Source organism: Bacillus sp. bc15, from assembly GCF_900142585.1.
Taxonomy (GTDB): Bacteria; Bacillota; Bacilli; order Bacillales; family Bacillaceae_G; genus Bacillus_A; species Bacillus_A cereus.
Genome location: NZ_FRBJ01000003.1, coordinates 203,256 through 218,063, shown reverse-complemented (window position 1 = coordinate 218,063; position 14,808 = coordinate 203,256). Strand labels below are relative to the sequence as shown.

Below are 14,808 nucleotides of genomic sequence, written 5' to 3'. Positions count from 1 at the left end.
TTAATAATGTTTTTTGCGTTTTGTAGCTAAAATACTTAATAATCCAGCTAGTAGAAGGACGATACCTACTGTTTGTGTAGGGTCTTCTTTATGACCTGTATTTGGAAGGTGTTTATCCGTATTTCGATCATCTTGCTGTTTGTTATCTGTTTCATTTGATGTTTCTTCGGAAGTTCCGTTTTTGTGTTTCTCAGATGTTTCATTGCCTTTGTTTTCTTCTTTATTTGGAGGAGTAACTGGCTTGTCATCTCCACCTGACGAAGATTCAATCTTTTTATTTGAAACTGTAATTTGTAGTGGTGTAGCTTGGGCTTTATCAATTGTAAAGTTTATTGGTGATGCATCTAATTGATAGCCTTTAGGAGCCTGTGTTTCTACTAATTGATAATTACCAGGTTTCAAATCATTTACGATTACTTTTCCGTGTTGGTCTGTTTTTAAACCTTCTCGGATGATTTTTCCATCTTGGTCTAAAATATTGAAAATGGCACCTTCAAGTGTTCCATGGTGATCAATATCAACTTTAGTTAACTCAATTGAACCTGTTGTTAAACTATTTAAAGCTGTAACAGAGGTAATCTGAGATTGTCCTTTCGTAATTGTGAAAGGAATTGGTTTAATGTTTAAATCATAGCCAGTTGGAGCTTTCGTTTCAATGAACTGATAATCTCCTGGACGTAAATCAGAAACAGAAATCTTCCCATCTTTATCAGTAGTTAAATCAGAATGAACATCCTTACCGTTCATATCTACAATTTTAAAGATAGCCTCTGCAAGAGTAGTACCATCGATGTCATCAACTTTAGTTAATTCAACTGCGCCTTTAGTTAAGCTGTTAGTAGCAGTAACAGAAGCTTTAGCAGTTTGGCTCTTTTCAACAGTAAACTTGATAGGATTTTGGTTTAAGTCATAATGCTTAGGAGCTTTCGTTTCAATAAACTGATAATCTCCCGGACGTAAATCAGAAACAGAAATCTTCCCATCTTTATCAGTAGTTAAATCAGAACGAACATCCTTGCCGTCCATATCTACAATTTTAAATATTGCTCCTTCAAGAGTAGTACCATCGATGTCATCAACTTTAGTTAATTCAACTGCGCCTTTAGTTAAGCTATTCGTAGCAGTAACAGAGGCAATTTTTTCTTGGCCTTTTTTAACTGTGAACTTAATAGGTGTTTTGTTTAAGTCATAGTGTTCAGGAGCTTTTGTTTCGATAAACTCATAGTCTCCTGGCGGTAATTCATCCACAACTAAACGGCCGTTTTTATCAGTAGTTAAATCGGTACGAACATCGTGTCCATCCTTATTAACAATTTTAAATACTGCACCTTCAAGTGTTGTGTTTTGCTTGGCATCATCAACTTTAATTAACTCAACACTACCTTTCGTTAAGCTATTAATAGCTGTAACGAAGACATGCTTTGTTTGACTTCTTTCGATTGTGAACTTAATTGGTTCTTCATTTAAGTCGTAATGTTTAGGAGCTTTTGTTTCAATAAATTGATAGTCTCCTGGTTGTAAGTCTTTAGCGATGATTTTTCCGTCTTTATTGGTAACTAAATTCGTACGAATGTCGTTACCGTTCAGATCAGTAATTTTAAATACCGCACCTTCTAGCATTTCTTTCTTATCTATAGAGTCAACTTTCGTTAATTCCACGCCACCTTTTGTTAGGCCATTCTTAGCATTAACAGAAGCGTGAGTTAGTTGACTTCTTTCGATAGTGAAGCTAATAGGTGTTTTATTTAAATCGTAATGCTTAGGAGCTTTCGTTTCAATGAATTGATAGTCTCCTGGGCGTAAGTTCGTAGCAGTAATCTTACCATCTTTATCAGTAGTTAAATCAGTGCGAACAATTTTACCTTTCGCATCGATGATGTTAAACACTGCATCAGAAAGTTTTGTATCTGGATTTATATCATCCACTTTTATTAATTCTACAGCACCCTCAGTTAAGCTATTTGTAGTAGTAACTTGGAGCTTTTCTTTTTGGCTTTTCTTAATTGTAAACTTAATAGGTGTACTATCTAATTTATAGTGTTCAGGAGCTTTCGTTTCAACAAACTGATAGTCCCCAGGACGTAAATCAGAAACAGAAATTTTTCCATGTACATCTGTTGTAAGCTCAGTACGAATCTCGTTACCATTCAGATCAGTAATTTTAAATACCGCATCTTTAAGAGCAGTACCATCTACATCATCCACTTTAGAAAGTTCCACAGCGCCTTTCGTTAAGCTATTTGTAGCTGTAACGGAGATAGGATCAGCTTGGCTCTTTGTAATTGTGAATGGAATTGGCTCTTTGTTTAAATCGTAGTGTTTCGGAGCCGTTGTCTCGATGAATTGATAATCACCAGGACGTAGGTCAGAAACGCTAATTTTACCTTGTTGATTCGTAACAAGATTTTTGCGAATTAAAGTACCATTCATATCCACAATTTTAAATACTGCGCCTTCAAGAGTAGTGCCATCGACGTCATCCACTTTAGAAAGTTCCACGCCGCCTTTTGTTAAACTATTTTTCATAGTAACGGTAGCAATATCTTTTTGGCTTTTTTCAATTGTAAATATAATTGGTTTTTTGTCTAAATCATAGTGTTCAGGAGCCGTTATTTCAACGAATTGATACGTACCAGGACGTAAGTTTTCGATAACGATTTTACCTTCACTGTTTGTTTTTAAATCTGTTTTAAGTACTTTGCCATCTTGATCCAGTAAATTAAATACCGCATCAGCAAGTTTTGTTTGAGTGTTTAAATCATCAACTTTAAGTAATTCGATACTACCTTGTTTTAAGCTATTTGTAGCAGTTAAAGAAATAGCTCTCTTCTGTCCTTTTTCAATAGTGAATTTGATTGGTGTTTCATCTAAAACGTAATGCTTAGGAGCTTTCGTTTCGATAAATTGGTAATCACCAGGACGTAGGTCATTAATTTCGATTATTCCTTGTTCATTTGTAACAAGGTCTTTATGAACTACATCACCGTTCATATTAACAATTTTAAATACTGCATCTTTAAGAACAGTGCCATCAACATCGTCTACTTTAGAAAGTTTAACTGCACCCTTTGTTAAAGCATTTGTAGCAGTGATATGAAGAGTTTCAGTTTGGCTCTTTTTAATTGTAAATACGATAGGTTTTTTATCTAAATCGTAATGTTCAGGAGCAATTGTTTCAACGAATTGATACGTACCAGGACGTAGGTTTTCAACAACAATTTTACCTTCATCATTTGTTTTTAAGCCTTCTTTAACTAGCTCTCCGTCTGCATCTAATAAATTAAATACGGCGTTAGCAAGTTTTGTAGTTATATCAATATCGTCAATCTTTGTTAGTTCAACGCTACCGTTTTTCAAAGCATTTTTGCCTGTAACATTGATCTCTTTCGTTTGACTTCTTTCAATTGTAAATGGAATCGTTGTTTCATCTAATACATAGTGCTCAGGAGCTTTTGTTTCAATGAACTGATAGTCTCCAGGGCGTAAATCAGAAACAGAAATTTTACCGTTTTTATCTGTAACAAGATTCGTATGAACTTCCTTACCATTCATATCCACAATCTTAAAGATTGCACCTTCGAGCATCGTACGATCGATGTCATCAATTTTTGTTAATGTTACTGCACCTTTCTTTAAACTGTTAGTAGCAGTAACAGTAATATTCTCTTTTTGACTTTTTTCGATAGTGAATGGAATAGGGTCTTTGCTTAAGGTATAGTCTTTTGGAGCTTTTACTTCAATAAATTGATAGTCTCCAGGACGTAAATCAGAAGCAGAAATTTTACCGTTTTTATCAGTTGTTAAACCTTTGCGAATTACCTTTTTAGTATCATGAGCGTCAACGATTATAAATTCTGCACCTTCAAGAGTAGTGCCATCAACATCATCAACTTTTGTTAAAGTGACGCCACCTGTAAGTAAACTATTTTTTACAGTAACAGGGATAGGAAGATCTTCCTTACTACCTTTTTTAATTGTGAACTTAATAGGTGTTTTGTCTAATTTATAATGTTCAGGGGCTTTTGTTTCGATAAATTGATAATCCCCTGGTGCTAAATCAGGAATAACTAATACTCCGTAATCATCTGTTGTTAAATCTTTCATAATTTCTTTGCCAGTTGCATCTTGCAATGTGAATACAGCGCCGGCAAGAGCTTTACTACTTTCCACATCATCTTCTTTAATAAGTTTAACTTTTCCTTTCGTTAAACTATTTTTAAATGTAAGTGGAAGGAGTTTTTGTTGTCCTTTTTCGATTGTAAATTCAATTGGTTCTACATTTACATCGTAATAAGTTGGAGCCTTTGTTTCGATAAGCTTATAGTTACCAGGACGTAAGTCATCTACAACTAGCATTCCTTTACTATTCGTAACAAGGTCCGTACGAACATCTTCATTAGTATCTCTATTAACGATTTTAAATACTGCACCTTCAAGTGTTTCCTTTTCATCTGCAGCATTCACTTTTGTTAACTCAATACCGCCTTTTGTTAAGCTGTTTTTAGCGGTAACAGTAGCCTGAGTTGTTTGACTTTCTGTAATCGTAAATTTAATTGGTTTTGTATTTTTGTCGTAATACTTCGGTGCTGTTACTTCGATAAATTTATAATCGCCAGGGCGTAAGCCAGTAGCGATAGCTTTACCATCCGCACCAGTTTTTACATTTTCGCGAATAACTTTCTTTTCATCATTTGCATCAACAATTTTAAATACAGCACCTTCAAGAGCTGTACCATCGATATCATCAACTTTTGTTAATTCAACATCTCCTGGTTTTAAAGCATTTTCAGCTTTCACAAGTAGAGTTTCTTTCTGACTTCTATCGATTGTAAATTCAATAGGTTCTGCTCGTAAAACGTAATGTTCAGGAGCAGCTATTTCAATAAATTTATACGTACCAGGACGTAGGTTACTAACTTTAACTTTACCGTGTTTATCAGTAGTTAAGTTAGTGTGAGGGGAAACGTCATTATTATTTGTATCGACAAGTTTGAATACAGCACCTTCTAGTGGTTTTTTCTCACCAAACTCATCAACTTTTAATAATTCAACCTCGCCCGTTTTTAAGCTGTTATTTGCCGTAACAGTAGCAAGAGCTTGTTGGCTTTTATCAATTGTAAACTCGATAGGGTTTGTACTTAACGTATAATCCTTAGGAGCTTCTGTTTCGATAAATTTATAAGCACCAGGCTCTAAATCTTTAACGGTAACTTTTCCATCTGAACCTGTTTTTATATTTTCACGAATTACTTGTTTCTCGTCATTCGCATCGACAATTTTAAATACAGCACCTTCAAGGGCAGTGCCATCGACATCATCGACTTTCGTTAAAGTGACACCACCTTTAATGAGGTGATTTGTCGCTGTAACAGTAAGTGCTTTCTGTTGGCTCTTTTCAATTGTAAATTTAAGTGGTTTTTTATCTATTTCATAATGTTCAGGAGCTTTCTCTTCAACAAATTGGTACTCTCCAGGAAGTAAATTTTTCGCTTCGATTTGTCCGTTACCATTTGTCGTTAATTTGGTATAACCAGGAATTCTTTTGTTATTTCGGTCCCGTACACTAAATACTGCACCTTCTAAAGTATTACCCTCTTTATCAACTTTTGTTAGGATAACTGAGCCTCTAATCAAGTTGTTTTGGGCCTCTTTATTAATTACTGTTGTTTGATCTTCCTCGATTGTAAATTCAATAAGTCGATCATCTAATTGATAATGTTCAGGAGCCTTTATTTCTTTTAAGTAGTAAGTTCCTGGTTTTAAATTATCTACAGTAATTTGTCCTTTATCATTTGTTATTAATTCTTTATGTTCAGGAATGACATTATGGTTTTGATCAAGCAGAGAGAAAACTGCATTTTTAAGCTTTTCTTTGTTATGAGCATCAGTCTTTGTAAGTACTACTTTTCCAACAAATTTCTCGTTTTTAAGAGTATATGTTGTAGTTTCTTCTGCACCAAGCTTAACAAGTTTACCTGCTTTTAATTCTTTACTAATGACATAGCCATCAAGAGTTTTCATTTCTCTGAGCAGATATTCGTCGCGTTTTAAGTTGTTAAACTGAGCGATACCATTTTCGTCTGTTGTAATTGTTCGAATAGCAGTTGTACCTGTGCGATCGAATAAAGTAAATATTACGCCAGATAAAATTTTATTTGGATCTGCATTATCTACTTTTTTAATTTGAAGGTTTCCGCGTCCCTTAGTAGCAGAACCGCCTCCAGATCCAGAAGATACTTTAACTACTATTTCTTCAATTTTTTCAGTTTCTGTTAATTTCAAACTATTACCAGTAATCTTCGCTTTATTGCTTACCTTTTCATTATTGTCTGCATTAATGAGTGAACGGTATTCTAAAATATAAGCTCGATTAATAGTATGAAGAAATTCAATTGTAAATTGTTGTTTTCCCGTATTGTTGTCTGTTGTTATTTTGAGTTTATAGTCTTTTCCTTCTTTTAATTCGTTTGTTGTATCTTTCGTTAAAGTGCCATCCACGGCTACTGTTGTCCCATATAGGTGGAATGACTTTTCATCGAGAATTTGATTGTCTGTCGGATCGTCTGTTACGACAGCATTTTCAATCGTTGATTGACTTGCATTAATAGAAACGCTCCAATCAATGTACTTGTCATTTTGTTTTGCTTTTTTCGTAACGCCGCTACCACCATTTTTGATCTCGAATGCACCATGAATATTGGCGATAGTTTCCGATCCATCTTTTAATTTGGCGTAATTATCATAGCGCTTATTAATTTCTTCACCTGCAAGTGAAGTTTTAAAGCTGATATGGTACGCTGTTTTAATTTCATTTTTAAAATGAATCGTTAATGTATTTTTATTATCTTTCGTTGCATTTTCTACCGTATATTCGTCAGGGGAAACAAGTGCCCCTAATTTATAACCGTCTGCACCACCAGTTAATTCCATATGATGAATCTCAATGGAGTCTGGTATAAGTTTTTGATTGTTTTCTAGTACGTCAACGATAGAAGGGTCTTTAATAGTCCTGTTATTATAGTTAAACCCTATGTCCCATTTGATTTCTTTCGTTTGGGCATTGTAAGAACCGTATTTAAATCCGTTTCCTTTTGTATAGCCGTCAGGATTGAATCTATCATGAGATTTACTATTTTTATCGTTCCCATTTATATCTTTCCATGATAACTCAGCTGTATTTTTGAATGATTTATTATCATCCTTTTTAGATAGAGTCTCGTAATTAAAGTCTGTTGTGTACGTGATGGTTAAAGTTTTATCCATATTAGACTTATAAATACCAGCTAGTGTTACTTTGAATCCGTCAGCTGTTACATCAAGTGTGTAATCAGAGTCTAATTTCAGTTCAGTTGATCCATCAGTAATTTTGAAACTATCTTTTTGTAATGTAAGTCCACTATAGTCAAACGTATCAGTGATAACAGCATCATTTAACACGTAATTGTTATCATTTACAATAATTGTCCATTTCGTTGTTTTCTTATTGTAATCTGTATCGTTTGCATTTTTATTATGTTTCTTTATGATGTTTTGTTGTTGTAATGTAACTTTGTTTGTTTTACTCCATTTTCCATCTGCAATAATTGTATTTTCGATTTCGCCATCTTGTATAACATCATTCTTGGCTTTCGATGTATAAGTAATCACATAGGCACTATTAATATCTTCATTAAATTGTAAATCAAATCCCTCATCGGTTTCTTTTACAGTAAAGTTTGTGGCGTTGTCACCTGTAACAAGTTTTCCGTTATTATCATAAGAAGCATTTTTAACCACGATAGAACTTGCATCAACTTTATGAGATTTGTCCAAGATGTCTTTTAAAAGCGCATCAGATTGTTTAATATCTCTCTGGTCACCGTTGAAAGTAATTGTCCATTCAATTGTCTGTGTTTTTGGATTATATTTACTAGTTTTCTCTAGATGTGTACCGCGTGAAACAGTTACAGTTGCATTTGCGGATACATCTCCTTGATTCTTGCTGGATACTTTTGCTTCATTTTTGAAACTAGTAACACTTTCGTCAGTAATTTTTGTCGCATATTCAATTTGATATGCTTTTTTCGTTTCATTTTTAAAAGCGATATTTAATTTATCGGAAGATGAAGTGAGTGTATATTCTTCTTTACTAACTTCGGCTCCACGAGTTGTCTTCCCGTTAATATCTACTTCTAACTCATAAACCTTAATAGAATCTTCACTGAGACTGGCTCCATTTGGAATATTGTCTTGGAAGACAGCGTTTGTAAGAATGTCTTTTGTTTTGTTCATTTCGACTGTCCAATTAATTTGATTCGTATTAATCGGTCTATCAGGTATACCTTTTTTATTCATAGATTTCTTTACATTAGGTTTGAAATCAAGCTCGATAATAACGTCTTGTTCTTTAATTGGGAAAGGAATTTTTTGTTCCGTAGTCCCTTTAATTTTTGTTTTATTAAATTCGGTACCAACTTTTAAATGACCATCTATATTAGGGTTGTCTTCAACGTACTCGTTAAAAGTCATAGTTACTTTTCCGTTTAAGTCAACAACGAACGTCCCAATTTCATGTCCTGTTCCATCAACTAAAGGCTGTGTAATGGTGTTGTGGACGATAAAATATTCCGGAAGTTGGAAAATATAGTAATCTCCCTTTTTTACTTTTAATGATTCTAAAACTTCCCATGTAAAATCGATATTGGCAGCAGAATCAGGATTTGGACGATTATCTGTATCATTAAATGGTTTTCCGTCTTTATCTGTTAATTTTACGCTTGTTAAAATATTTTCTTTAATTTGCTTAGGTGATGGGTCTGGATTTTCAACAGGTTGCCCTGTTGTGTTATCACCAGGGTTCTCAGTAGGTTGCTGTGTCCCGCCATCTTTTGGCTGTTCCATAGGCTGCTGAGGATTCCCATCTTTCGGCTGTTCCGCAGGTTGCTGAGTGTTCCCGTCTTTTGGTTGTTCCGCAGGTTGCTGAGTGTTCCCGTCTTTTGGTTGTTCCGCAGGTTTCTGCTGTGTCTCACCATCTTTTGACTTTTTCGCAGGCTGCTGAGGATTCCCGTCTTTTGGTTGTTCCGCAGGTTTCTGCTGTGTTTCACCATCTTTTGGCTGTTCAGTAGGTTGCTGTGCGTCACCGTTCTTTTGCTCTTCGGTAGTCTGCTTAGCATCATCACTATTAATAGTAGGTGAAGTAGGGTTATCTACTTGAACAGGAACTGAGATAGTCTTAGCTACTGTACCTAGAGGGAAAGTGAGTGGGACGGCTTTTATGCCAGGTTTTAAATCTGGATTGAATACAGTGTCAAATTTAATTTTTCCCTTAACACCTTTTGAATCTTTTACTGAATCGTTAAAGACTATTTTCATTTTGTTATCGTTTGCCGTAACAAAATATTGACCAATAATTTGTTGATCTGCCATCAAGTTTCCTTGTTGGTCATTTTTTACTTTTAATGCGTTAGGTATTTGAAGAACTGTTGCATCTTTTTCTTGTGCAATTTGATGATCTTTTATTGACCAAGCATATTCTAGGTGAATGATTGATCCTGCATTTATTAAGTTTTTAGGATTTAATGCTTCGTCAATAATATGATTCGTTGCATCTTTCATTTCAACAGTTTCAAATAAGGAATCTCCTGTTAAGGTTTCCGCTTTTACTTGATTGTATGGAAAACTAGCAAGTTGCGAAAATAGTACGAATACAATTAAACATACATTGAAAAGTTTTTTCATTTTTCCTCCTCTGAACATTCATTTGTCCATTGGGGACTTATTCCACATGAACAAATGGAATATTAAAAGTATTTGTTATAAGCTATTTGTTTTTGCTATCCCTCCGTTTCTATACGCGTTCTCAGACAAACTGGGTTATGTTCAAAGTAATATTATTTAACGTAAAACAAAATGTATATTTACACAGTTATTTGGAAATATACACAATTCGACAAAAAATGTCGAAAAAAATACTGATATAAAGAATGATATCAGACCTTTATATGTGAGATAGTTTTCATGTATATCTAGTAAAAAAGAATGGTTATAAAGGTAAGTTTTACGATACATACTAACCAAGGTAGTGTATCCCTTTGTGAAGGCTTATTTTTGCCTTAAAGTTATGTGGAGATAAAAAGCTAGATAGGGTTGTTTTTGGTCAGAATGAAGACAATATGTACTTTGAAAATAGTCATCTATTTTGTCTAAAGAGAGTTGTACGATTAGTGGACCGAAGTTGAAAGACGATAGTTTCTTACATTGTTAGAGGAATATAAGGATTACAGAATATTCGACTAACCCGTTACTACGGTCATTTTTGAGACTGTTTAAACAATAAAAAAGAAGGTGTTTTCCTCCTTAGCTACAATATCTTTTTAGTAAAGATAAGCTTAAGTAACCTCCGCTAAAGATTATATACTTAAATGATAAAGAGTTCAACAATAGTTCACATATTTTCCCAAAATTAAAAAACGGCTGTTTTATGTGGAATAAATCTACAAAACAGCCGTTTTTTTATATTAGATTTCTGTTAAGATTATTGGTTCGCCGCGTGTTACGACAACGGTATGTTCACATTGTGCAACAAGACTTTTATCAGGTGTAATGAATGTCCAACCGTCGTCACCACGCTCAATAATATGATCAGCTTTCATAGATATGAACGGTTCTACAGCGATAACAAGACCGTCTTTTAGAAGCGTATTATCCATTGGATCATAGTAGCTTAAAATGTGATTTGGTGCTTCATGTAAGCTAAGACCAATGCCGTGACCAGTTAAGTTTTGAATAACATTGTATCCACTTTTATGTGCGAAGTTTGAAACAGCACGACCAATTTGATTTTGTTTTGAGCCAGCTTTAACCTTTTTCATTGCTGCCCAAAATGCATCAACCGCTGCTTGGCAAAGCTTTTCTTTTGCCTCGTCTTCTCCAAGTACAAATGAAATACCTGTATCAGCATAATAGCCATCAAGTGCAGCAGATACATCGACGTTTACTAAATCGCCTTCTTTTAATACACGATCTCCTGGAATACCATGAGCAACTTCTTCATTTACACTAATGCAAGTTACACCTGGAAAATCATATTCTTTTTCAGGTGCAGAAATAGCACCATGCTCATCTAATACTTTTTTACCGATCAAATCAAGCTCTTTCGTTGTCATACCTGGCTTCGCTTGTTTTTTCATTTCTTCACGTGCAAGCGCAACGATGCGGCCGATTTTTCGTAAGCCTTCTAAATCTTGTTCATTACGAATAATCATGAAAACCACTGTCCTTCCTCGAATATATATCTTATCCGATTGTATCATGTTTATTTTCGTCCTGCTACTCGCTTGCGGTATGCGGGTTGATTCCTCTCATAAAGAATACATGACAATTGTCATATCGATGTCATGACGCATCATACTGTTTCCTAAGTTTTCCAAGTAATACAATGTAAATATAAGAAACAGCGGGGGTGGAGAGATGGAAAAGATTATTGAAGTAAATGGTGTTTCTAAAACATTTAAACATAAAAACGCAGTAAATAATGTTTCATTTCATGTAAATAAAGGGGAAATAGTAGCGTTACTTGGTCCGAATGGTGCGGGGAAAACAACGACGATGTCGATGATGCTTGGATTAAAGGACCCAACAGAAGGTAAGGTCTTTATATTTGGAAAGAGTCCAAAGCATAGAGATGTTCGTAATAGCCTCGGTGCGATGCTGCAAGAAGTAAGTGTCATTGATAGTATTACGGTGGAAGAGGCAATTGAGTTATTCCGTAGTTATTATACGAATCCTATAGCGAAAGAAACGTTACTGCAGTTATCAAATTTAGAATCAGAGCGAAAGCAAAGATGTGAGAAGTTATCAGGTGGGCAAAAAAGAAGGTTAAACTTTGCGCTTGCACTTGCGGGAAATCCAGATTTGTTATTTTTAGATGAGCCGACAGTCGGAATGGATATTACGTCTCGAAGAACGTTTTGGGAAACGATTCGAAAGTTAGCAAGTGAAGGGAAAACGATTATTTTAACGACGCATTATTTAGAAGAAGCAGATGCTTTAGCAAATCGTATCTTATTATTTGCGAACGGAAAGATTATCGCAGATGGTACACCAGACGAAATGAAAGCAACGATTTCGAGAAAAACAATCACATTTTATTCGAAGGAAAGCATTCCTACAAAATTACTAAAGGAATTACCAAATGTAACAGAAGTAAAGTCAAACGAAGGACGCTTCATTTTAACAACGGAGGATACGGATGCAACTTTAAAAGCCATTTATCAAAGGAGTTTACCTGTAACAGATGTTTCAGTTGAACGTGGAAGCCTTGATGAGGCATTTGAACAGTTTGTCGCAAATCAGAAGGGGGAAATCGCATGAGAGCGTTATGGATGCAATGCAAAATAGAAATTTTACGTACATTCCGCAATAAATTATTTGTTTTTTTCTCATTATTAATGCCTGTTATGTTTTACTACATTTTTACAAATGTTGTTCAAGTACCACAAAACGGAGATGCGTGGAAGGCACACTATTTAATTTCGATGGCAACTTTCAGCATTGTAGGGACTGCACTCTTTAGTTTCGGTGTGAGACTTTCTCAGGAAAGAGGGCAAGGGTGGACACATCTTCTAAAAATTACACCGCTTCCAGAGGGAGCATATTTAACAGCAAAAATTATCGCTCAAACAGTAGTAAATGCTTTTTCAATATTAGTTATCTTTATTGCAGGGATACTAATTAATCATGTTGAGTTAACGGTAGGGCAATGGATTGGTGCGGGGCTATGGTTATTGTTAGGGGTAACACCATTTTTAGCATTAGGAACAGTAATAGGTTCCATTAAGAAGGCGGACGCAGCTGCTGGCTTAGCAAATATTTTAAATATGAGTTTAGCTATAGTTGGCGGGTTATGGATGCCGATTGAAGTATTCCCCAAAATATTAAGAACGATTGGTGAGTGGACACCGACATACCATTTCGGAAGTGGTGCGTGGGATATTGTAGCTGGAAAATCAATTGGATGGGAAAATATCGCGGTATTAGGAGGTTATTTCCTTATATTTGTTGTAGTATCAATATATATAAGAAAAAGACAGGAAGCGGTATAAATGATAGAGAAAAAGAGGATTGAGGTTTTTCCGAAACATATGGGGTTCTTTCCGTATATGTGGCTTGTGTATTTAGCGTTTCCGATTTATGCACTTGTACAAGAGGAGGGCTTAAGGTTAATGTTTGGGACTGGTATGCTAATTCTTTTTGTATTAGCATACCGGCAGCTGTATTTTGTTACAAAAATGTTCGCGATGTGGGCTTGTATGCAAATGGTTATAGCCTTGTTATTTAGTTTTTTTTATAGTCCGTATCTTATTTTTTTATGTTTTTTCACATCAAATGCCATAGCATTCGCACCTACGAAAAAAATGTTTCGAATACTATTGGGATTATTAGTTGTAACACTTATAACATTTGTATATGGTGCGGGTTTTTCATTTACAAGCTTTATAAATACTGTACCGATGCTTATTTTAATGCTTGTTGCGCCTTTTGGGATGCGCAATTTTAATCAAAAAAAGATATTAAGAAATCAATTAAACGAAGCAAACGAGCAAATTAAAGACTTAGTAAAACGTGAAGAACGGCAGCGGATTGCGAGAGATCTTCATGACACATTAGGGCATACGTTATCTCTTATTACTTTGAAAAGCCAGCTTGTAGAGAAGTTAATTGTGAAAAATCCAGAGCGTGCAAGTGTGGAAGCGAAGGAAATTACACAAACGTCTCGTACAGCCTTAAAGCAGCTGAGAGAATTAATTTCTGATATGCGTATGATTACGGTAGAAGAAGAGCTAGAGCAAATAAAGGCAATCTTACAAGCAGCTAATATTGAATTAGAAGTGAGGCAAGAAGCAAGCTCGAGCTCGTTATCACCAATTGAACAAAATATTGTCGGGATGTGTTTACGTGAGGCCGTTACAAATGTTGTAAAACATAGTAAGGCAAAGCGGTGTGCAGTTTCTGTATTAGAATCGCAAGGTGAGCTGATTTTGAAAGTAGAAGATAACGGAATTGGTTTAACAGATCAAAATCATGATGGAAATGGTATCCGCGGCATGAAAGAACGAATTGCTCTTATTGATGGATTTGTTGAACTAGGTACAATCAATCCAGGGACGTTGTTAACAGTAAAAGTTCCAGTTGTTATTAGAACAGGAAAAGATGAGGTGAGGGCATGATTCGAATTATTATTGCAGAAGATCAACGGATGCTTCGTGGTGCATTAGGTGCCTTACTTGATCTAGAAGATGATATCGAAGTAATTGGGCAAGCGGCAAACGGGGAAGAGGCGCTAAAATTAATTGAATCGTTAAAACCGGATATCAGTATTATGGATATTGAAATGCCAATTCAAAGTGGATTAGATGTTGCTGAAGCGTTAAAGAAAGAAAAATCACCATGTAAAGTTATGATTTTAACAACATTTGCACGGCCAGGATATTTTGAAAGAGCAATGAAAGCTGGCGTGCACGGCTATTTATTAAAAGATAGCCCAAGTGAAGATTTAGCAGCAGCAATTCGTAATGTAATGAAGGGGAAACGAGAGGTCTCCCAAGAGTTAATGTTCGGTCTATGGCAGGAGCAAAATCCGTTGTCAGATCGCGAAAAGGAAGTATTGTTGCTTGCGAAAGAAGGAAAGACGGCAAACGAAATTGCGAAGGCACTTTATCTTTCACCGGGTACAGTACGTAATTATATTTCTGAAGTATTAACGAAGCTGGATGCGAAAAATAGAATTGAGGCAATTACAATTGCGGAAGAAAAGGGTTGGATATAAGA

At 35.2% G+C, this 14,808-nt stretch carries 6 protein-coding genes; 4 read left to right on the top strand and 2 right to left on the bottom strand.

Annotated elements, in window-relative coordinates:
- Together BUA87_RS14825 and map are read right to left on the bottom strand one after the other, a co-directional pair.
- A complete protein-coding gene (locus BUA87_RS14825) occupies nt 1-9,717 on the bottom strand; it encodes a SpaA isopeptide-forming pilin-related protein (RefSeq protein WP_072940121.1) in 9,717 nt (3,238 codons plus the stop codon).
- A 779-nt stretch (nt 9,718-10,496) separates the two neighbouring features.
- Nucleotides 10,497-11,291 (bottom strand): type I methionyl aminopeptidase, encoded by a 795-nt coding sequence (gene map / locus BUA87_RS14820; RefSeq protein WP_002083543.1) that lies wholly within the window; start codon nt 11,289-11,291, stop codon nt 10,497-10,499.
- A gap of 157 nt (nt 11,292-11,448) precedes the next feature.
- On the opposite strand from map, the gene BUA87_RS14815 reads away from it, so the two are divergent.
- The 4 genes from BUA87_RS14815 to BUA87_RS14800 are packed head-to-tail and all read left to right on the top strand — an operon-like array spanning nt 11,449 to nt 14,806.
- Nucleotides 11,449-12,351: an ABC transporter ATP-binding protein gene (locus BUA87_RS14815; protein WP_071713929.1), complete on the top strand. Its 903-nt coding sequence runs from the start codon at nt 11,449-11,451 to the stop codon at nt 12,349-12,351.
- A complete protein-coding gene (locus BUA87_RS14810; protein ID WP_001202435.1) occupies nt 12,348-13,082 on the top strand; it encodes an ABC transporter permease in 735 nt (244 codons plus the stop codon). Before BUA87_RS14815 ends, BUA87_RS14810 begins: the two co-directional genes overlap by 4 nt.
- Nucleotides 13,083-14,207: a sensor histidine kinase gene (locus BUA87_RS14805; RefSeq protein ID WP_071713930.1), complete on the top strand. Its 1,125-nt coding sequence runs from the start codon at nt 13,083-13,085 to the stop codon at nt 14,205-14,207.
- Nucleotides 14,204-14,806, top strand: coding sequence for a response regulator transcription factor (locus BUA87_RS14800; RefSeq protein ID WP_000619243.1), 603 nt, complete (start codon nt 14,204-14,206; stop codon nt 14,804-14,806). The genes BUA87_RS14805 and BUA87_RS14800 overlap by 4 nt, the downstream gene beginning before the upstream one ends.
- Nucleotides 14,807-14,808 lie beyond the last annotated feature (2 nt).